Genomic DNA, 20,164 nt, shown 5'->3' on the forward strand with positions numbered 1-20,164 from the left:
ATCCGCCGATTTGGCATCGATCGCTGCTTGAGCGAACCAGACCCGGTGCCGCGCCGGAATGAGCGCCCGCACACAAGCAAAAACCCCCGGCAGTTTCCTGCCGGGGGCTCTTGAACCCGATCAGACGATCAGGATCAGAAGTTGCGCTGAGCGCGGAGCAGCAAGGACACCGAGTTCTGGTCCTTGAGCTGATAGACCGCAGCCGGCTTGGAGGTCGTGGTCGTGGCCGGAGAAACGATGTTGCCCGAGTACTTCTGGTCCAGGTTGGTCCAGGCCACGTCGGCCGAGAAGGTCAGGTTCTTGACCGGGGTCCAACGGGTGATCAAGCCGAGCGAGGAGATGTTGAAGTCGGGGTTGCAGGTGAAGCCTGCGCCCGCGATCGCACCCATCGCCGCGCTGCCGCAGATCAGGCCCTTGGCAGTGTTGTTGTAGCTCACGGCAGCCCACGAACCGTAGATCGCCGAGTTCCAGGTCGGGCTCCAGTTGTGGGTGTAGGCGCCACGGAAGCCGTAGGTCGTGGTCAGCTGCTGCTCACCGCCGGTCACGAAGACCGAATCGCTGACGCCAGCGAAGCCGAGCGTGCCGTAGACACCAGCCGTGCTGCTGCCGCCGTACATCGCGTAGGTGGTCGGCACCAGGCTCTGAGCGTTGTAGCGGCTCGCACCGTTGGTGTAGACGCCCTGGATGTTGATGGTGTCGCCGGGGCCGGTCGGGATGTTCTTGATCGACAAGGCCAACTGAGCAGCCCAGCCCCACTTGTCAGCCGGGTGACCGGTGAGCTCGGTGGCGCCGTAGTAGCCGGTGTGGTTGTCATGCGCCGCGAACGACGCCTGGAACAGACCCCAAGCCTGGTCGACACGGACCATGCCGACGATGTCCGGAGACACGTTGCCACCGAAGTTGTTGGTGCCATACGAGCCGCCGATGATGCCGGCCGCGGTGATGCCCGACACGTTCCACATGTTGGTGGTGTAGTACTGGCTCGCGTCCTGCGCCGAGATCGCCGCAGTGATGCCCGAACCGAAGTCGGCGGTGTAGGTGAACTGGTTGACACCGGTCACGGTGCCGCCGCCGCCCCACAGGCCGTCGAAGTTGTTGCCCGGGTAGTTGGTCCAGGGCGCGTCGAACTGCGACACGGCCTTACCCATCGTGAAGCCAGCGAACTGGATGAAGGCGTAGTACACGCCGATGCCGCCCTGGGCGATGTTGCCGTCGGCCTGAGCGCCAGGAGCGCCAGCCGTCGAGTAGGCGGTCGCGCCGGTCGCGGAGCCCGAGCCAGCGTAGGTGCCGCTGGTCCAGGTGAACGTCAGGTCAGCAAAGGTGCGGACCACGCCGTACTCGGTCGCGGTGCGCGTGTCGATGTTGAGGTCCTGACGAGCGCGGCTGTAGTAGTAGTTGCTGTTACGGTTCATGCCGCCGGCAACGCCGTTGACGGCGTTGTTGTACTGGCCGTTGCTGGCGAACGACGTTTCAGCACGCAGGTAGCCGCCCAGCTTGATGCAGGTGTCGGTGCCGGGGATGTAGTAGAAGCCGGCGCCGTAAAGCGAGCAGACCTTCACATATTCAACCGCCTTGGCCTTGATCGGAAGGTCAGCTGCCTGAGCCCCAGACATGGCGACGAGAGCGGCCGCCGAGCCCAGGACAAGGCTCTTGATCGTGTTCATAATGTTAAACCTCCAAGTTGCTCAGTCAGGGAAGGTTCCGCCTCCGCTGGGTGAGAGACACCCTTGGGGTTGGACCCGTTATCCCTCTTCGACCCGTCGCTCAGCCGCTTCGCGCTATCGGACACACCCGCATGAACGCGAGGGACTTGAGCGAACGACCTAAACGGGACGACGTTGGGATGCCCCCCTTCGTCGTGCGAGCAGAATTACCGAAGGCCTTTGCACACGCAACAAAGGAACCATCATTGCGGCGCTCGAGCGGCGCCTTTTCGGACCGGTGTTGCACAAAAGGCACGGAACCGTGGTTCTGCGGGAACACCTAAGTGGCTGTTTATGTTGTCGTTTTGTGACAACGCAATTTGGGGGGCTCAAGGCCACGAGCACTCGCCCGCCAGGAACCCGCCCCAAGTCAGGCGTATGGGACCACGAATCCAGCCCACGCGCTGAACGAGAATCGGGTTGGAGGACGATGCCGTCTGCGCCCCTGCCACCGGCCGCCTTTGCAGACGACCCTCTATATTAGGGGTCCTCCGTGTCAGGGACCATCGAGAGGGCCGGCGCCGCCCGTCGACTTCCACGCCGTGCCGCGGCCGATCAACGGCAGGCTCAGCTCGCATCGATGGCCGAAGGTGAAGAGCACCGTCCGCACCGGTCCAGCGAAGCCGCGGCCCTGTGAGGATTTCGAAACCGCATGCAATCTGCCGCTTGCGGCTCAGCGCGGCGTCGGGCATACCGACCCTCGCCGGAGACGTGGCCGAGTGGCTGAAGGCGGCGGTTTGCTAAACCGTTATAGGGTTGTAAAGCCCTATCGAGGGTTCGAATCCCTCCGTCTCCGCCAGCCGCCCGTGGGCGCGGCCAACAGCCCCTCCCCCTGATCATCCGCCTCAACGCCGAGCCGTTCACGCACCTGCCGGATCGCAACGGACCGTGGCCGTCGTGATCACGGTTGCCGCTCAATCACGCGCGGTTCAATCGAACAAGCCACGGCTGATGTTGATCACGAAGGCGGCGGGCACGCCGATGATGGTGCCGACGAACCCATAGCCGAGCGCAGCCCACCATGACGCTGCGCCTCCTGCTCCCATCACGGCACCATAGATGGCGCCGAGACCCGCACAGAGGGCGGTCACCACGACGAGGCGGCGGTCATTATGGGCCTCGACCCGCAGACGCTTCAACTCGCGCCGGCTCTGCACCGCAGGCCCGGCCGGCTCGGTCGATCCACAATGCGGGCACGCCACTGCGCTGAAGGAGACACCGCTGCCGCAGTCATGGCAGTCGATCAGCTCTTGCCGCCGCGCCTGTCGCCGTGCCTGGCCCATGCCGTCAATCCCGCTTGTCTGCGTCACACCGAACGACAGATAGGAGATTTATCGGCGCGCGACGAGGCCCGCTTCCGACGAGAATGAACGATCGGGCGCGGGTCACCCAGCGCCCCGGTTCGCGGCCGGCAACTCTGGCGCGTGCGGCATACCTCGCGCCGAAAGCGAGAGCCGCCAAGCCGCGGCTTAGCTCGCTCAGTGCGCGGTCATCCAGGCGCGCGCCTCGCGCTGCGCGGTCGCGATCTCGGCATCCGACATCTGCTCGGCGACCTCGCGGCGCATTGCCACGGCGTCGACGCGCCCCCTGAGGGCAGCGAGATTGAACCATTTGTGCGCAGCGATCAGATCGACCATACCGTCGCGACCGCTCGCAGCGCGACGAGGCCCGCTTCCGACGAGAATGAGCGATCGGGCGCGGGTGGCCACCCCAGCACCCCGGTTCGCGGCCGGCAACTCTGGCGCGTGCGGCATACCTCGCGCCGAAAGCGAGAGCCGCCAAGCCGCGGCTGAGCTCGCTCAGTGCGCGGTCATCCAGGCGCGCGCCTCGCGCTGCGCGGTCGCGATCTCGGCATCCGACATCTGCTCGGCGACCTCGCGGCGCATTGCCACGGCGTCGACGCGCCCCCTGAGGGCGGCGAGATTGAACCATTTGTGCGCAGCGATCAGATCGACCATACCGTCGCGACCGCTCGCAACGCGACGAGGCCCGCTTCCGACGAGAATGAGCGATCGGGCGCGGGTCACCCAGCGCCCGGTTCGCGGCCGGCAACTCTGGCGCGTGCGGCATACCTCGCGCCGAAAGCGAGAGCCGCCAAGCCGCGGCTGAGCTCGCTCAGTGCGCGGTCATCCAGGCGCGCGCCTCGCGCTGCGCGGTCGCGATCTCGGCGTCCGACATCTGCTCGGCGACCTCGCGGCGCATTGCCACGGCGTCGACGCGCCCCCTGAGGGCGGCGAGATTGAACCATTTGTGCGCGGCGATCAGATCGACCATGCCGTCGCGACCGCTCGCATAGAGCATGCCGAGCTCGAACAGCACATCGCCGCTGGCGCCCTGCTCCGCGGTGGTCACGTCATCAAAATTGAGTTGTCCCTGAAACATCGTCGCTCTCCTTCGCTCGAGGAGGCGGCCGGTCACCCGAGCACGCCCCCGTCCAACTGTTCAACGCCTGGTTATCCCCATGCCGTCTCGCGGCTTATGCGCGAAGGATGACCGATCAAGTTTGAAAGGCAGTTTAAACATCGTGCTGAACGAGCCCTGAACGCGGAGCCCCGCATTTTCCCGGGCCGGCTTCAATGCATTGATTCGAAATGGATTCTTCAACTCGGCAAAGAGCGGTTTACCGTTCTGTTTGGCAAACTCATAACCATCCGCGAAAGCGCCTCACCGCGCTGGCGCGGAGCGCACCACGCCGTTGGTCAACAGCCGCACCGGGACTGGACACGTCTCGACAGCACGTGCGGGGGATTGCGCAGCGCGGTACGAGCACGGCTGCGCCGAGCTGCCGATGATGATGCCGTTCGTCTATGGGAAGGTTGGAGGCACACAGTCGCCAAAGGCGCAGTGCTCAAGGATCGAGGGCGTCGGCGAACACGTCAGGATCAGATCCCACTCTGGCTGATAGCCGCTCGTGAGATTGCAGACCGGAAACGCGATCTGCACCGAACGAAGAAATCCTGTTTCTTCTGCCGGACCGTACCGCGAGCGAAGCCGCTCTCGAGTTCGATCCGACCGTTGACCTGATGTCTCGCCGACACCCTCTATCGTCTGTTGGAGCTTCAGGAGATCCGCCCGGCTCTCGAGGAGCTATGCCGACCTGCGTTCCAACGACGTGCCGGCATCAGTTGCCGGACTCATCTCGCAGAGGACTGCGAGAGTTACTTCTTCTTGGCGACCTTCTTGGTCTTCTTGGCAGTCTTCTTCGCCGCGGTCTTCGCGACCTTCTTCACTGCCTTCTTCGCCTTCTTCGCTTTCTTGGCCATGTTGCCCTCCGATGTGAGATGGCTTAGTCGATGCGTGCACTCGGGAATCGAGCTGCACTCCTCATCGATACACCAACGAGTGAAAAAAAACAGCTTCCGGCTTAAGGAAGTGTTGACAGGCGCGCGCGTGTGCGGCTGACGAAACGCGCGAAGCAGCGCGTCGATCGATCGAGAAAATACAAACGTCTCCCTGCGCAAGGCCGCGATCGCAACTAATCGAGATTGCGCAAAAAGCCTGTGCTGCAAGTATTTTTCTGAACGGCTGAACGGCACGGCGCACGCGACGACGCCGGCGTGTCGGCGTGCAGACTCGCATGGTGAGAGCAACGCGCGGACTCTGAGTCGTAAATTTTGGCAATGAAAAAATTTTCATTGCACACGCCCTCGTGTGCGTTCGAACGCTCGGCAATGGTGGCTTTTTTGCGAATCGCGTGCGGCGATTCGCCGGACCGCGACGCCAAGACAAACGGCGCGCACCATGTGCGCGCCGCTGGAACGAAGACGGGCGATCGTCGTTCAGATGCCGAGCTTGCTCTTCAGGAGATCGTTGACCGCCTGCGGGTTGGCCTTGCCGCCCGACGACTTCATCACCTGACCGACGAACCAGCCGGCGAGCTGCGGCTTGGCCTTCGCCTGCGCGACCTTGTCCGGATTGGCGGCGATGATCTCGTCGACCACCTTCTCGATGGCGCCAAGGTCGGTGACCTGCTTCATGCCGCGGCTCTCGACCAGCTCGCGGGGGTCGCCGCCCTCGCTCCAGACGATCTCGAACAGATCCTTGGCGATCTTGCCGGAGATGGTGCCTTCGCCGATCAGCGCGACGATCGCCGCGAGCTGGGAAGCCGACACCGGCGAGGACGCGATGTCGCGGCCCTCCTTGTTGAGCCGGCCGAACAGCTCGTTGATCACCCAGTTGGCGGCGAGCTTGCCGTCGCGCGCCCGCTCGGACAGCGCCTCCAGCACGCTCTCGTAGAACGCAGCGCTCTCGCGCTCGGCCACCAGCACGGAGGCGTCATAGGGCGACAGGCCGAAATCCGCGATGAAGCGCGCCTTCTTCTGGTCCGGCAGCTCCGGCAGCGCAGCCTTCAGCTCGTCGACGAAGGCCTGGCTGAATTCGAGCGGCAGCAGGTCCGGATCCGGGAAGTAACGGTAATCGTGCGCCTCCTCCTTGGAGCGCATCGAGCGCGTCTCGCCCTTGTCGGGATCGAAGCGGCGGGTTTCCTGCTCGATCACGCCGCCGTCCTCGATGATCTCGATCTGGCGCCGCGCCTCGGCCTCGACCGCCTGGCCGATGAAATTGATCGAGTTGATGTTCTTGATCTCGCAGCGGGTGCCGAGCGGGCCGCCCGGCTTGCGCACGGAGACGTTGACGTCGGCGCGCAGGCTTCCCTTCTCCATGTCGCCGTCGCAGGTGCCGAGATAGCGCATGATCGAGCGCAGCTTGGTCACATAGGCCTTGGCCTGCTCGGCGTCGCGGATATCAGGCTTGGAGACGATCTCCATCAGCGCCACGCCGCAGCGGTTGAAGTCGATATAGGACAGCGACGGCGACTGGTCGTGCAGCATCTTCCCGGGATCCTGCTCGATGTGCAGGCGCTCGATGCCAACAGTGGCGGTCTTGCCGCCGTCGAGCTCGACCGTGACCTCGCCCTCGCCCACGATCGGGTCCTTGTACTGGCTGATCTGGTAGCCCTGCGGCAGGTCGGGATAGAAATAGTTCTTGCGGTCGAACACCGAGCGCAGGTTGATCTTGGCGTTCAGACCAAGCCCGGTGCGCACGGCCTGGCGCACGCACTCCTCGTTGATGACCGGCAGCATGCCCGGCATCGCCACGTCGACCAGCGAGACGTGGCTGTTGGGATCGCCGCCGAACGCGGTCGAGGCGCCCGAGAACAGCTTCGACTTCGAGGTGACCTGGGCGTGGATCTCCATGCCGATCACGACCTCCCAGTCGCCGGTGGCGCCCTTCATCAGCTTGCCGCTGGTTGCCGTCATGGCCCTCAACTCCCCATCAGCGCGGAGACGATCCGCTCAAATTCGATATCCAATGCATCGTTGGCGACGGGCTGCCCGGCCTGCCGATACCAGTAGGCGGCATTGCCGAGATCGCCTTCGACGCGATGCAGATGCGCGTGCGCCCAGGCCGCGTCGCGGCCGGTCTCGTCCTGAATGATCTTGTGCGCCCGGTCCCAGTCGCCCTTCGCCAGCCACCACAGGCCGGTGAGCACCGGCGTCAGGCCGGCCGCGGGCGCGTCGCCCGCGAGGCTCGTCTTGAACTCGGCGACGCTTACCACCACCGGACCGGCGTGAAGCGTCCCGCCGCCTGCTCGATGACCTCGCCGAGCGAGAACAGCGTCTCCTCGTCGAACGGACGGCCGATCAGTTGCAGCCCGAGCGGCAGCCCCTGACTGTCCTTGCCGGCCGGCACCGCGATGCCCGGCAGGCCCGCCATGTTCACCGTCACCGTGAAGATGTCGTTGAGATACATCTCGACCGGATCGGCGCCGCCCTTCTCGCCGATGCCGAACGCGGCCGACGGCGTCGCCGGCGTCAGGATCGCGTTCACGCCCCTCGCAAAGCAGTCCTCGAAGTCCTTCTTAATGAGGGTGCGGACCTTCTGCGCCCGGATGTAATAGGCGTCGTAATAGCCGGCCGACAGCACATAGGTGCCGATCATGACGCGGCGGCGCACCTCGGCACCAAACCCTTCCGCGCGGGTGTTCTCGTAGAGCTCGCCAATGGACTTACCGGGCACGCGCAGGCCGTAGCGGACGCCGTCGTAGCGGGCGAGGTTGGAGGACGCCTCCGCCGGCGCCACGATGTAATAGGCCGGCAGCGCGTATTTGGTGTGCGGCAGCGACACCTCGACGGTTTCTGCGCCGGCGGCTTCCAGCCACTTGCGACCCTCACTCCAGAGCTTCTCGATTTCGGCCGGCATGCCGTCGAGCCGATACTCCTTGGGAATGCCGATCTTCATGCCCTTCACGGATTTCCCGATCGCGGCCTCGTAGTCCGGCACGGGGATGTCGACCGAGGTCGTGTCCTTCGGGTCGTGGCCGGCCATCGAGCGCAGCAGGATGGCCGCATCGCGGGTCGAGCGCGCGATCGGCCCGGCCTGGTCGAGCGAGGAAGCGAAGGCGACGATGCCCCAGCGCGAGCAGCGGCCATAGGTCGGCTTGATGCCGACGGTGGCGGTGAACGCGGCCGGCTGGCGGATCGAGCCGCCGGTATCGGTTGCGGTCGCGCCCATGCAGAGCAGCGCCGCCACCGCCGACGCCGAGCCGCCGGACGAACCGCCCGGCACCAGCGTGGTGTTGGAGCCCTCGCGGCGCCAGGGGTTGCCGACCGGGCCGAAGTACGAGGTCTCGTTCGACGAGCCCATCGCGAACTCGTCATTGTTGAGCTTGCCGAGCATCACCGCGCCATCGCGCCAGAGCTGCGAGGTCACTGTCGACTCGTAGGTCGGCACGAAATTACCGAGGATCTTCGAGCAGGCCGTGGTGCGGACGTCCTTGGTCGCGAACAGGTCCTTGATCCCGAGCGGAATGCCGGCCAGCGGCCCACCCTCGCCTCTATTGATCTTGGCGTCGGCGTCGCGCGCCATCGCGCGCGCCTGGTCCGGCGTCTCCATCACGAAGGCATTGAGCGCCCGCGCCTCCTCGATCGCCTTGAGATGGGCGTCGGTCAGCTCGAGCGACGTGAAGGTCTTGCTTGCGAGACCCTTGCGGGCCTCCGCGAGCGTCAGCGAAGTCAAATCGGTCATTTGTTGATCGGGCTGCAGAAGAACGGGGAGAGCGTCTTGTCGTCGGCGGCGTCGTCCGCGAAGAACTTGTTCTTCGCAGGGGAGGCTTTCTTGGTATTGGCGGCCACTTCGAGCTGGTCGAGAATCTCGTTGACGGCCTCGTCCGGATCGGCGGCCTTGCCCTTCCGCTCCATGGCGTCGAGATAGTCCATATAGGCCTTGTAGGCCGCTTCATCGTCGCAGAGCAGGCACATCGGCGTTGGCTCGCTTGTCGGTTACGGCTCGGGTCGATCGCGTCGGAGCAGCGACCAATCCAACCCCTTGGCTATTCCACGACCTTCGGCACCAGGAAGAAGTGGTTCTCGGTCGCCGGCGCGTTCTTGACGATGTCGTCGGCGATCTCGCCGTCAGTGACGACGTCCTGGCGCTTCTTCATCGCCATCGGTGTCACCGAGGTCATCGGCTCGACGCCCTCGACATTGACCTCCGACAGTTGCTCGACGAAGTTAAGCATCGCATTGAGCTCGCCCTGCAGATGCGGGACCTCGGCGTCAGTGACAGCGATCCGCGCCAATTGCGCGATCCGGCGGACGGTGGCGGCATCGACCGACATTATATAGGGCCTCACGGGACAAGGTGAACCCGCCCTATAGCAGAGCCCGCTTTCGCGCCGCAACCGGCAGCCCCTGGACTTTCTTGGGGCGGACGCCCCGCCGTAGCGTCAGCCCGCCATCCGCCGCAAGCGCGCCTGGGCCTGTTCGGCCAGTGTCCGCGTCAATTCGGCGGCCGGTAGCGCGCACCCGAGCGGCAGCGCCTGCCCGGCCCAGAGATTGGTGAAATCGACCCTTCCCTGCTTCTCCGCGGCGGCCTTGAGCGGACCGAGCGCGGTGGCGGCATGCGGAAACGCCGGCGCATCCGGCGAGATCGGCCCGACCTCGCGCATCACCCGGTTGGCGACGCCGCGGGCGAGCCGACCGGTCATCACGTTGGTGATGACGGTGGATTCGTCATCGGCGGCGGCAAGCGCGGCGCGGGCCATGACGCTGACCTTGGATTCGGGACAACGCAGATAGGCGCTGCCGATCTGCACGGCGGATGCGCCGAGCGCGAGCGCAGCCGCGATGCCGCGTGCATCGGCAATGCCGCCGGCTGCGATCACCGGGACGTTCACCGCATCCACGACCTGCGGCACGAGCGCAAAGGTGCCGACCTGCTCGGCGAGCTTGTCGGTCAGGAACATGCCGCGATGACCGCCGGCCTCGGCACCCTGTGCGATGATGATATCGGCGCCGTTCCGCTCCAGCCACACCGCCTCGCGCACCACGGTTGCGGACGCCATCACGACCGCGCCGGTCGCCTTCACGCGCGCGAGCAGCCCCGGCTCAGGCAGGCCAAAATGGAAGCTGATGATCTCCGGCTTGAGCTCCTCGACGACCGCGCACATCGCCGCATCGAACGGCGCGCGGTTGGCCGCCGCAACCGGAGCCGCCGGATCCACGCCATACTCCTGGTAATACACGCCGAGCCTCTGCTTCCATGCGGCCTCACGTGCCGCATCGGCCTCGACCGGCGTGTGGCAGAAGAAGTTCACGTTGATCGGCGCCGACACGCGCTGGCGGATGATGTTGACCTGCTCGCGCGCCTTGTCTGCGGAGAGCATGGCACAGGGCAGCGAGCCGAGCCCGCCGCCTTGCGCCACCGCGATGACGAGATCGGCATCCATCACGCCGGCCATCGGCGCGAGCACGATCGGGTGCTCGGTCTTGACGAGATCCAGGAAGCGGCGGTCGGGCCACATGGGCTGCTCCTATTGCTTGGCGAAGACGGCGGACGAGTTGCGCCGCCCTTGCAGGATCTGCTCGGCCTCATCGACGATGCGCGCGACGATCTCGGCGGCCGGCGGGATATCATGGATCAGGCCGACCGCCTCGCCGGCAATGACGGCGGCGATGTCGAAATTGCCTTCGGTCCGTGCCTTCACATAGTCCGCCGAGACGGTCTCGACCTGCTGCAGCAGATCGACCTCGCGCCCCATCCAGCGGCGCGCATGATCGTTGACCAGGCAGCGGCCGGTGAACGGCGCCGGCCAGACATTGTTGCGCGACAGATCAAAGATGATGCCGCGCACGGTCTCGCCGGATTTTGCCGCGCAGATCCGCCGCTTGGCCTCGTCGGCGCCGGCAGCCTCCCGGCTGGCATAGAAGCGCGTGCCGAGCAGCACGCCCTCCGCCCCCAGCATCAGCATCGCCGCAAGGCCGCGGCCATCGGCAAGACCGCCGGCCGCCGCCACCGGCACTCGCCCCGCGGCGAGGTCGACGATCGCCGGCACGAGATCGAGCGTGGTCCGCGACGCGCCATGACCACCCGCCTCGGTTCCTTGCGCAACCAGGATGTCGGCACCCGCCGCGATCGCCTGCTCTGCCATCGCCTCGTCCTGTACCTGGCAGATCAGCAACGCACCGGCCCGCTTGATTGCCGGCGCGAACCGCGCGGGATCGCCGAATGACAGCATGATCGCCGCGGGCCTCGCGGCGAGCGCCACGTCGAGCAGATCGGGCTGCTTCGCCAGCGACCAGGTGATGAAGCCGATGCCGAACGGCGCATGCAGGCCTTCAAGCCTTGCGGTCTCTTGCGCGAGCCAGGTTCGGTTGCCATAGCCGCCACCGAGAATACCGAATCCCCCGGCGTCGCTGACCGCGCGCACGAGGCGCGCATCGGCAATCAGATCCATCGGCGCCAGCAGGATCGGCTGGCTGATGCCGAGCTTCTCCGTCAACGCCGTCCGCAGTGCCATGAAAGTCTCCTCAACTCTGGACGGCGACTTTAGGCGCGGCTAGCATTCTCTCAAAATGAATACTTGAGAACTCTGCCATCGCAGATTCAAAACGGAGATCGGCGTGGAACTGAGCGACCTCGAAACCTTTGCAGCCGTGGCGCGCAGCGGCGGCATCACCCGCGCTGCTGAGGCCCTCAACACGGTGCAGTCCAACGTGACCCAGCGGATCAAGGCGCTGGAAGGCGAGATCGGCACCGCACTGTTCGAGCGGCACAGCCGCGGCATGACCCTGACCCATGCCGGGCTGCGACTTCTGCCTTACGCCGACCGGATGGCGGCGCTGTCGCGCGAAGCGCTGCTCGCCGCGCGCGATGACGGCGAGCCGAGAGGACCGCTGACGATCGGCTCGATGGAGACGACCGCCGCCGTGCGCCTGCCGACGCTGCTCGCGGATTTTCATCGGCGCTTCCCGGCTGTCGCCCTCGGTCTGCGCACGGCGCCAACCGCCGAGCTCGTGGCCGCCGTACTCGACGGGACGCTCGAGGGCGCTTTCGTGGCCGGCCCGATCGAACATCCCGAGCTCTCGGGTATCATCGCCTTCGAGGAAGAGCTGGTGCTGGTGACGGCCCGGCGCTTTGAAAGCCTGTCAGCCTTGCGTGCGGCCACGGCTGCCTCGGGCCCGACGGCGCTGGTGTTCAGGGCCGGCTGCACCTACCGGCAGCGGCTGGAGCAGGTCTTCAACGATTTCGGCTGGCCTGCGGCCGCGCGCATCGAGCTCGGTACGCTCGACGGCATGATCGGCTGCGTCGCCGCTGGCATGGGCGTCGCGCTGCTGCCACGCGCTGTGGTGACGCGAAACGAGATGATCGGCAGCGTCAGCCTGCACACACTCGATCCAAGTCATGGACGCGTCGAAACCCTGTTCATCCACCGCCGCGCGGCGCATCGCAGCAGCGGCCTCTCGGCCTTCATGGCCGGACTCGCCGGCCGGGACCACGACATCGCAGCCTGACGCGATTCATTCAAAGATTGTGCTGAGCATCGCCAGCGAACGGCGCATTCCATTGCGCGAAATGACGTTTTCGCGCAGGGAAAAACAGCCATTTCGACCGATGCGACTTTCGGGCGCTGTGCAGCGCACGCGCGCGAAATAGCTTTGTCTGGCCATCCTTTACTACGTTAGGATGCAGCGCTGGCCAGCGCGAAACGAACAAACGTCAACATGTCGGAGGAAATGCGATGCGCAACGCGTTCGTGTTGTGCTGCTCGATTGCCATGATGGGTGCGATCGGGACGGCGAATGCCCAGGACAAGACCCCGGATTGGACGAAATCGAAATGGGGCCCACAGGACGAGATCGGCGCGGCCAACTACATCACGCCGGAGCTCGTGGTCAAAGCCGCCTCGCTGGTGAAGACCGGCAAGACCTACCCGCTCGGCATGATCGTCGATTCCAAGACGCCGGCCTATCCGCCGCGTTCGTTCAAGATCACCGTGGTGCAGCCGGGCCAGGCCGGAATTCCCGGCCTCGGCCCGAACAAGGCGACCTACAATGACGACATCGTCGAAGGCTGGGTCGGCGTCGGCAGCCAGATCGACGGGCTCGGCCATCTCGGCATCGAGCACGTCTATTACAACGGCAACAAGCTGCTCGACTTCGCCGATCCGACCGGCCTGAAGAAGCTCGGCATCGAGAAGGTGCCGCCATTGGTGGCGCGCGGCGTGCTGCTCGACATGGCGGCTTATTACAACACCGACGTGGTCAAGGAAGGCACCGCGTTCAACGTCAAGGAGATCGAGGACGCTGCCAAGAAGCAGGGCGTCGAGATCCGCCAGGGCGATATCGTGATCTTCCACACCGGCTGGCTTGGTTTGATCGGCAAGGACGATAAGCGTTACGGCGCCGGCGAGCCCGGTCTCGGCGTCGAGGGCGCCAAATACCTGACCTCGAAGGGCGTGGTCGCGGTCGGGGCCGACAACTGGGCGGTGGAGGCGATCCCGTTCGAGTCGCCGAACCTGTTCGAGGTGCACCAGATCCTGCTCGCCATGAACGGGACCTACATCCTGGAGAACATGAACACGGCCGACCTCGCCAAGGACAAGGGCTACGAGTTCCTGTTCGTGCTGGGTCAGCCGCGCTGGCGCGGCGGCGTCCAGGGCATGATCAACCCGATCGCGATCCGTTAAGCTCCGCCGATCTCCTCGTGAGGGCATCCCGGGAGCGCCGCGTCCTCACGAGGAGTCTGGAATCGTCCTGCGAAAGCAAGCCTTGGACAAGGAGTCCGCCACAGGCGCGCCTGGAGCCGGCCGACACAGACCTGGGATCGGTCGGTCAGTCGATCAAGCCGCCCCTATCGGACGTTAATGGAGGTAGGCGAGCAACAAGGCACTCGCCATGTCTCGCGCACGCGGGGCGAGCGCCGCGTCCGACAATTCGCCCGCAGTCCAGAAGGACAACACGCCGCGGAAACTGAAGGCGAGTTGCTCTGGAAGGCAGCGCAGCGCTTGTTCTCGCCGGCTGGCCGTCAGTCCATCTCCCTTTCCCAAGGCCAGTGCCCAGAAGGCAGTGGATCGGGAAAGCGTCTGACCGGGCGAAGCCTGGGCGGCACCCAGCCATCCCATCACGGTCCGGTTCACGTCTGGATTCTCCAACATCACTGCCACCGCCGTATCAATAGCCAATAGCACGCGTGTCTTCGCATCTCTCGATGGTGGCGCGGCGGTGTACCGCGTCTCCATGGTGTCGATCCGACGTATGGAGAGAGCCTGCATGATCGCAGCCTTGTTGCCAAACTGATTGAATGGCGTCGCGAAGCTGACCCCCGCCTCAGCGGCAAGGTCTCGCATCGAGAAATCGGCCCTGCCCTGACGGAGAAGCCGCTCTGCCGCATCGAGGACGTGCCGACGAAGCGGCTCGCCTCTCATGCCAATGGATGAATGTTCGGTCTTGCGAGGTGCCATGCAATATCTATATCATGATATAGATAACCTTGTCATGCGGAGTTGTACGATGGCGGCTGCCGAATCGAAGATTTTCCTCGTCACTGGCGTCAGTTCGGGCTTGGGCCGAGCGTTCGCAAAGGGCGCGCTGGCCGCCGGCCATCGGGTGATCGGGACCGTGCGAAGGGTCGGGGATGCCGAGGCTTTTGCCGCGCTTGCAGCGGGCAAGGCTCATCCTCTCGTGATCGATGTTACCGATTTCGATGCAATCCCGGCTGCTGTGGCAGAGGCCGAGAAGCAGATTGGCGCGATCGACGTCCTGGTGAACAATGCCGGCTACGGTCACGAGGGCACGCTGGAGGAGTCCTCGCTCGACGATCTGCAGCGGCAGTTCGCCGCCAACGTGTTCGGCCCTGTCGCGATGATGAAGGCCGTGTTGCCGGGGATGCGCGCGAGGCGGCGCGGCCATATCGTCAATGTGACCTCCATGGGCGGCTTCATCACCATGCCCGGGATCAGCTTCTATTGCGGCAGCAAGTTCGCGCTGGAGGGCATCTCGGAGTCGCTCGGCAAGGAAGTGGCCCCCTTCGGCATCCGCGTCATTGCGCTTGCGCCCGGTCAGTTTCGTACCGATTGGGCGGGACGGTCCATGGATCGCACGCCGCGCAGCATTTCCGACTACGACGCCGTCATGGATCCGATTCGCGCCGCCCGATTGGCCAAGAGCGGAAACCAACCCGGCGATCCCGCGAAGGCCGCACAGGCATTGCTTGCCCTCGTGGAAGCCGAAAAACCGCCTGTGCGGCTGTTCCTCGGTGAGGACGCGCTGGCCCTGGTCGAGCAGAAGATCGAGGGCATGAAAGCCGAAGTGAGTGCCTGGAACAAGCTCTCGCGCTCCACCAGCTTCGCTTGATGATCCAAAGCCGGCGTATCCGGGAAAGACTGCAACGCTCGACATCTGGGCCGGTCGACTCGCGTGCGCGAGCTTCATCGGGGCGGCGAAGCGATGCACGCCCTCACCTGCTGGCTCGCCACGCGCCTGCGTGTTAAGCGCATTGCCATGCCCGCCCCCATCCTTCCTCTCATCGAGGCCGCTGGCCGCTGGCCCGAGCGCGGCGCGCTCGTCGGCCTCGATCTCGGCACCAAGACCATCGGCGTCGCCGTGTCCGATCCGGACCGGCGGCTCGCCACCGGCGTCGAGACGATCCAGCGCAAGGCCTTCAAGGCCGACGCGGCGCGACTGCTGGCGATTTGCACCGAGCGCAAGGTGATCGGCTTGGTGCTGGGCCTGCCCATCAACATGGATGGCAGCGAGGGGCCGCGGGCGCAATCGACCCGGGCGTTCGCGCGCAATCTCGCCGGCCTCACCGACCTGCCGATCGGCCTGTGGGACGAGCGGCTGTCGACGGCGGCGGTCGAGCGCGAGCTGATCGGCATGGATGTCAGCCGCGCCAGGCGCGCCGAGGTGATCGACACGCATGCGGCGATCTTCATCCTGCAGGGAGCGCTCGATCGGCTTGCGACCTTGCGCCAGTCCGGTCGCTAGCCCATGAGCCCCGTCGCCGCGGCGCTCGCGCCGGTATTCCTGCTGATCGTGGTCGGCTTCGGCCTGCGGCGCAGCCTGATCCGGCTGGATACGCAATGGCACGGGCTCGAGCGGCTGACTTATTATGTGCTGTTTCCGGCGCTGCTGATGCAGAGCCTGGTGAAGGCCGATCTCGGCAAGGTGCCGGTCGCCGGCATCGGCGGCGCCTTGTTCCTGGCGATGCTGGCGATGTCGGCGCTGTGCCTCGCGCTGCGGCCGCTGCTCACCCGCTCCGGCATCGATGGTCCGGCCTTCACCTCGATCTTCCAAGGGGCAACCCGCTGGCAGACCTACGTCGCGCTCAGCGTCGCCGGCAGCCTGTTCGGCGCGTCCGGGCTTGCGGCGGCGTCGGTAGCGATGATCGCGATCATCCCAATGGTCAACGTGTTCAGCGTCGCCGTGCTCGCCCACTACGCCTCGCCGACCCGCCGCTCGATGCGTGAGATCCTTGCCACCATCGTGCGCAATCCACTGATCTGGGCCTGCATCGCCGGGCTGGCACTGAACGTGGCGCATATGCCGCTGCCAAAGCTCTGGCACGATGCCGCCGATGCGCTCGGACAGGCCTCGCTGCCGATCGGCCTGCTGGTGACCGGCGCCGGCCTGCACTTCGAAGGCTTGCGCCGCGCTGGCCCGGCCGCTGCGCTCGGCGTCGTGCTCAAGCTGGTCTTGATGCCCCTCCTCGCGATCGGGCTCGCCGGATGGTTCGGCGTCACCGGCCCGAGCCTCGTCGTCGTCGCGATCTGCGCGGCGGTGCCGACCTCGCCCAGCGCCTATGTGCTGGCCAAGCAGATGGGCGGCGACGCGCCGCTGCTGGCGCAGATCATCTCGCTGCAGACCGTGCTGGCCGCGCTGACGATGCCGATCGCGATCGCCTGGGCGAGCTGAACGCGTCCGCTCAGGAACCGCTGGCCAGCCACATGGTCTGCACCGTCGCGGCGAGGTTGTTGAGGCCGTGCAGCACCATGGTCAGATAGGTGGAGTGGGTTCGAGAGCGCAGATAGCCGAACCAGACGCCGAGGGAAAACACGTTGAGCAGGGCGAACCAGTCGTACTGGAGATGCAGGACGGTCCACAGCAAGGACGACAGCACGATGGCGCCGGGCACGCGCAGGAAGGAGTCCGACCAGCCGCGGTAGAGAAAGCCACGCGCCATCAACTCTTCCGACACCGGCGCGGCGACGCAGAAGGCGATGACCATCAGCCAGACCACGCCGTCGCCTCTGGCGGTCTTCATGATGTCCACCATGAAGCTCGCCGACTTCTCTTCGCGTCCCGTCAGCTGCGCCGCCAGCTCCCAGCAGCCCAGGATCACGACCATCCCGACAACGCCAAAGGCGAAATTCTTCCAGCCGGTCCAGCGCAGGCCCAGATAGTCGACGAACGACATGCGGGTGTGGCGGACGGCAAAATAGATCGGGATCAAAATGGCCGGAACGCCCATGATCGCCGACAGCGAGACCGTGAGCGACCGGCTCGCGATCTGGATCATGGCCAACTGAAACGCGGCCATGCTGTCGATTGGACCCTCATGGCGCAGCAGGAAATAGACGATCGGAGTCAGCTGGCCGATGAAGAACACGACGATGATGAGGAGGCCCCACAGCAAGGTGCGCCAGAAGCCGAGCGTGCGCGGCTGATGCTGCGCCGGAGCGACCTGCTGCGGCGGGTTGCCCGGATCGAGCGAATCCATCACGGCGGCTTCGGGAGTGTCGGTCAAGGCAGCGCGCGCTCCAGCAAGCTATGGATGTCTGAGCGATCGAGATCGACCGCGCCATACATGCTCGGGTGAACATTGGCGAGCCGCGTAGCGGCGAACAGCTCCGCATGAGCGGGCATAACGAGGTTGAGCGCGGCGGCGGCTGCGAGCAGCGCCAGCTTCTCGACTGCGAGGCGCGCGATGCGCTCGGAATCCGGCCGGCGGAAGCTGGTCTCGATGAAGGCGAGCGCCTCCGCCGCGCCGGGCAACCCGCTGGTCTCTGCTTTGAGATGCATCAGGACGTGCGCGGCCGCCTCCGCCTCGCGCGCCAGCGCCCGCAGCACGTCCAGGCACATGACGTTGCCCGAGCCTTCCCAGATCGCATTGACCGGCGACTCCCGGAAATGGCGGGCGAGGATGCCGTCCTCGACATAGCCGTTGCCGCCCAGGCATTCCATCGCCTCATACAGGAACGGCGGCGCGCTCTTGCAGACCCAGTATTTGATCGCCGGTGTCAGCAGCCGCACGTAGTTCGCCTCCCGCGGCGACAGAGGCGCGCGATCGAACGCCTGACACAGCCGCATCACCAGCGCCACCGTCGCCTCGACTTGGAGAGCCATGTCGGCGAGCACCGCCTGCATCAGCGGCTGGTCGGCGAGATGCTTCTGGAACACGCTGCGATGGCGCGCATGATGCAGCGCGTGCGCGAGCCCCGAGCGCATCAGGCCGGCAGACGAGATCGCGCAATCCTGCCGCGTCAGTTGCACCATCTGGATGATGGTGCTGATGCCCCTGCCCTCGTCGCCGACCCGCTCGGCATAGGCGCCGACGAACTCCACCTCCGACGAGGCATTGGAGCGGTTGCCGAGCTTGTCCTTCAAGCGCTGGAACTGGATCGCGTTCACCGAGCCATCCGGCTTGAAGCGCGGCATGAAGAAGCAGGTCAGGCCGGCATCGGCCTGCGCCAGCACCAGGAAGGCGTCGCACATCGGCGCCGACATGAACCATTTATGCCCCGTGATGCGATAGCCATCGGTGGTACGCTCAGCGCGCGTCAGGTTGGCGCGCACGTCGGTCCCGCCCTGCTTCTCGGTCATCCCCATGCCGAGTGTCATGCCGCGCTTTTGCCACCACGGCGCAAACGCCGGATCGTAGTCATCGGTCGCGATGACCGGCATCGCTCTTGCCAGCAGATCAGGCTGGGCGGCCAGCGCCGCCACCGAGGCCCGCGTCATGGTGATCGGGCAGAGATGGCCGCTCTCGACCTGCGAGGCGATATAGAACTTCGCGGCGCGCACCACCTCCGAGCAGCCGCCGACGGGCCGACCTTCTGCCGTCCATGTCGAATTGTGCAGGCCGGCCGCAGCTGAGCGCGTCATCATCGCATGGTAGGCCGGATGAAATTCGACGACGTCTCGCCGAAAGCCCTTGGCGTCGAAGCTGCGCAGCTTCGGCGTGTTCTCATTGGCGAGCCGGCCCTGCTCGGCCATCTCGGCCGAGCCCCATAGCTTGCCGAAAGCTCTCAGCTCCTGCTCGGCCCCGGCACCATCATTGGCCTTCAAGGCATCCATCAAGGGCCGGTCGGCCGTGAACAGATTGACGTCCTCGAACCGCGGCGACTGGTTGAAGACCTCATGGGTCGCGAAGGAAGACTGCGTCATGGCCGTGCCCTACAGAGATCGATCATCGGCGCGGCCGAATGGGAAAAACATAAGTCGTCGCGCCAGCGCCCGGCAGCGAAAAGTGCCACCACTACTTGGCATAGTTCACAAAACCTTGCCGCGCCATCACCGCGACCAGTTCGTTGCGCCAGCGGCGCTGCTCCGGTGTCAGGTTCTGCGCGGCGGTATGAGCCTTCACGTCGGAACAATCGTAGCCGGTTCCCATGTCGACGCTGCCCTCGGGCGCGCGTAGCGCTGCGGGCGCGGTGCAGTCCGCGTAGTCCTTGGCCGGGTCGAACGCCGCGGAATTGTCGGCCGCGAGCTCGACCAGCGTGAGATCGAGCGCCGCACCGGTCGAATGGCTCGAACGCACGGCGATGTAGCCGAGACGGAACAGGTCCTGCTTGGCAATGCGCGGACTGTAGCGGCGGCCGGCCGTGGTCTCGACGCCGTCCTGCGACCAGGCCAGCATCTCTGCGACCGCACGCACCGGCCGGTAGCAGTCGAGCATCTTCAGCGACAGGCCGCGCGGCCGCAGCTCGGCCTGAGCCGCCTGCAGCCGCCGCGCCACGTCACGCGTCACGACGCATTCGGCCGCCTCGTAGCCCGGCAAGGGTCGGCCGACGAAATTGTTGCTGCCGGCATAACGGATGTCCTGGAGGATCGTCGGGTCGATGTCGCGGAGATAGACGAAATCGAACGGCAACGCGGCCGCGCCGGCCGGCACGATCGCCGCCAGCAAGATCAGGGCGTATCGGAGCGGACCTCCTCCGGCGATGGCCCGCCAGTCCGCGG

20 protein-coding genes, 1 tRNA gene and 1 pseudogene are annotated in these 20,164 nt (G+C 65.6%); 6 read left to right on the top strand and 16 right to left on the bottom strand.

Translation table 11 applies throughout. The features are described 5' to 3' along the window. Positions 1 to 134 precede the first annotated feature (134 nt). Complete coding sequence (locus ACQR0U_RS28735) at positions 135 to 1,664, bottom strand: porin (protein ID WP_434843816.1); 1,530 nt, start codon at positions 1,662 to 1,664, stop codon at positions 135 to 137. A gap of 744 nt (positions 1,665 to 2,408) precedes the next feature. Here ACQR0U_RS28735 and ACQR0U_RS28740 point away from each other — a divergent pair. Beyond that, positions 2,409 to 2,502: transfer RNA gene (locus ACQR0U_RS28740), tRNA-Ser, on the top strand. Positions 2,503 to 2,632: 130 nt separating this feature from the next. Here ACQR0U_RS28740 and ACQR0U_RS28745 read toward each other — a convergent pair. The 11 genes from ACQR0U_RS28745 to ACQR0U_RS28795 all read right to left on the bottom strand — a co-directional run bounded on the left by ACQR0U_RS28745 (position 2,633) and on the right by ACQR0U_RS28795 (position 11,502). Next, on the bottom strand, positions 2,633 to 2,986 hold the full coding sequence (locus ACQR0U_RS28745) for a hypothetical protein (RefSeq protein WP_315752952.1): 354 nt from the start codon (positions 2,984 to 2,986) through the stop codon (positions 2,633 to 2,635). A gap of 195 nt (positions 2,987 to 3,181) precedes the next feature. Then, entirely contained in the window at positions 3,182 to 3,457 is a 276-nt protein-coding gene (locus ACQR0U_RS28750) for a hypothetical protein (RefSeq protein ID WP_316159555.1), read from the bottom strand. A 45-nt stretch (positions 3,458 to 3,502) separates the two neighbouring features. Beyond that, positions 3,503 to 3,661, bottom strand: a complete 159-nt coding sequence (locus ACQR0U_RS28755) for a hypothetical protein (RefSeq protein WP_316159567.1) — start codon at positions 3,659 to 3,661, stop codon at positions 3,503 to 3,505. Between the two features lie 157 nt (positions 3,662 to 3,818). Next, entirely contained in the window at positions 3,819 to 4,085 is a 267-nt protein-coding gene (locus ACQR0U_RS28760; protein WP_315711373.1) for a hypothetical protein, read from the bottom strand. A 1,397-nt stretch (positions 4,086 to 5,482) separates the two neighbouring features. Continuing rightward, entirely contained in the window at positions 5,483 to 6,961 is a 1,479-nt protein-coding gene (gene gatB / locus ACQR0U_RS28765) for an Asp-tRNA(Asn)/Glu-tRNA(Gln) amidotransferase subunit GatB (protein ID WP_434844097.1), read from the bottom strand. Between the two features lie 5 nt (positions 6,962 to 6,966). Continuing rightward, complete coding sequence (locus tag ACQR0U_RS28770; RefSeq protein WP_434844098.1) at positions 6,967 to 7,263, bottom strand: hypothetical protein; 297 nt, start codon at positions 7,261 to 7,263, stop codon at positions 6,967 to 6,969. Further along, positions 7,254 to 8,729, bottom strand: a complete 1,476-nt coding sequence (gene gatA / locus ACQR0U_RS28775) for an Asp-tRNA(Asn)/Glu-tRNA(Gln) amidotransferase subunit GatA (RefSeq protein ID WP_434844099.1) — start codon at positions 8,727 to 8,729, stop codon at positions 7,254 to 7,256. The genes ACQR0U_RS28770 and gatA overlap by 10 nt, the downstream gene beginning before the upstream one ends. Beyond that, a complete protein-coding gene (locus tag ACQR0U_RS28780) occupies positions 8,726 to 8,962 on the bottom strand; it encodes a hypothetical protein (RefSeq protein WP_434844100.1) in 237 nt (78 codons plus the stop codon). The genes gatA and ACQR0U_RS28780 overlap by 4 nt, the downstream gene beginning before the upstream one ends. A gap of 71 nt (positions 8,963 to 9,033) precedes the next feature. Next, on the bottom strand, positions 9,034 to 9,321 hold the full coding sequence (gene gatC, locus ACQR0U_RS28785; protein WP_316175164.1) for an Asp-tRNA(Asn)/Glu-tRNA(Gln) amidotransferase subunit GatC: 288 nt from the start codon (positions 9,319 to 9,321) through the stop codon (positions 9,034 to 9,036). A 108-nt stretch (positions 9,322 to 9,429) separates the two neighbouring features. Then, positions 9,430 to 10,506: an NAD(P)H-dependent flavin oxidoreductase gene (locus ACQR0U_RS28790; RefSeq protein ID WP_434844101.1), complete on the bottom strand. Its 1,077-nt coding sequence runs from the start codon at positions 10,504 to 10,506 to the stop codon at positions 9,430 to 9,432. A gap of 9 nt (positions 10,507 to 10,515) precedes the next feature. Continuing rightward, positions 10,516 to 11,502, bottom strand: coding sequence for an NAD(P)H-dependent flavin oxidoreductase (locus ACQR0U_RS28795; protein WP_434844102.1), 987 nt, complete (start codon positions 11,500 to 11,502; stop codon positions 10,516 to 10,518). A gap of 103 nt (positions 11,503 to 11,605) precedes the next feature. Here ACQR0U_RS28795 and ACQR0U_RS28800 point away from each other — a divergent pair, with 103 nt between their 5' ends. Continuing rightward, positions 11,606 to 12,496, top strand: coding sequence for a LysR family transcriptional regulator (locus ACQR0U_RS28800; protein ID WP_315827239.1), 891 nt, complete (start codon positions 11,606 to 11,608; stop codon positions 12,494 to 12,496). A 227-nt stretch (positions 12,497 to 12,723) separates the two neighbouring features. Next, positions 12,724 to 13,671 carry a cyclase family protein gene (locus ACQR0U_RS28805; RefSeq protein ID WP_315827240.1) on the top strand — a complete coding sequence of 316 codons (948 nt, stop codon included), beginning with the start codon at positions 12,724 to 12,726 and terminating at the stop codon, positions 13,669 to 13,671. 174 nt (positions 13,672 to 13,845) lie between these two features. Here the strand turns inward: ACQR0U_RS28805 and ACQR0U_RS28810 are convergent, their stop codons facing one another. Further along, positions 13,846 to 14,445 (bottom strand): TetR/AcrR family transcriptional regulator, encoded by a 600-nt coding sequence (locus ACQR0U_RS28810; protein ID WP_434844103.1) that lies wholly within the window; start codon positions 14,443 to 14,445, stop codon positions 13,846 to 13,848. Between the two features lie 49 nt (positions 14,446 to 14,494). On the opposite strand from ACQR0U_RS28810, the gene ACQR0U_RS28815 reads away from it, so the two are divergent. From ACQR0U_RS28815 to ACQR0U_RS28825, 3 genes are all read left to right on the top strand, one after another. Continuing rightward, entirely contained in the window at positions 14,495 to 15,337 is an 843-nt protein-coding gene (locus tag ACQR0U_RS28815) for an oxidoreductase (protein ID WP_315711360.1), read from the top strand. A 147-nt stretch (positions 15,338 to 15,484) separates the two neighbouring features. Further along, positions 15,485 to 15,970 (top strand): Holliday junction resolvase RuvX, encoded by a 486-nt coding sequence (gene ruvX / locus ACQR0U_RS28820; protein WP_316165136.1) that lies wholly within the window; start codon positions 15,485 to 15,487, stop codon positions 15,968 to 15,970. Between the two features lie 3 nt (positions 15,971 to 15,973). Further along, positions 15,974 to 16,897 (top strand): AEC family transporter, encoded by a 924-nt coding sequence (locus ACQR0U_RS28825; RefSeq protein ID WP_434844104.1) that lies wholly within the window; start codon positions 15,974 to 15,976, stop codon positions 16,895 to 16,897. Between the two features lie 10 nt (positions 16,898 to 16,907). Here ACQR0U_RS28825 and ACQR0U_RS28830 read toward each other — a convergent pair whose 3' ends face one another. The 3 genes and pseudogenes from ACQR0U_RS28830 to ACQR0U_RS28840 form a co-directional block, all read right to left on the bottom strand. Further along, complete coding sequence (locus ACQR0U_RS28830; protein WP_434844105.1) at positions 16,908 to 17,729, bottom strand: CPBP family intramembrane glutamic endopeptidase; 822 nt, start codon at positions 17,727 to 17,729, stop codon at positions 16,908 to 16,910. Next, complete coding sequence (locus tag ACQR0U_RS28835) at positions 17,726 to 19,369, bottom strand: acyl-CoA dehydrogenase family protein (RefSeq protein ID WP_434844106.1); 1,644 nt, start codon at positions 19,367 to 19,369, stop codon at positions 17,726 to 17,728. Before ACQR0U_RS28835 ends, ACQR0U_RS28830 begins: the two co-directional genes overlap by 4 nt. A gap of 22 nt (positions 19,370 to 19,391) precedes the next feature. Then, positions 19,392 to 20,117: pseudogene (locus ACQR0U_RS28840) on the bottom strand (M15 family metallopeptidase). Positions 20,118 to 20,164: the final 47 nt, after the last annotated feature.

It is taken from the genome of Bradyrhizobium sp. HKCCYLRH3097 (assembly GCF_051167875.1).
In the GTDB taxonomy this organism is placed as follows: domain Bacteria; phylum Pseudomonadota; class Alphaproteobacteria; order Rhizobiales; family Xanthobacteraceae; genus Bradyrhizobium.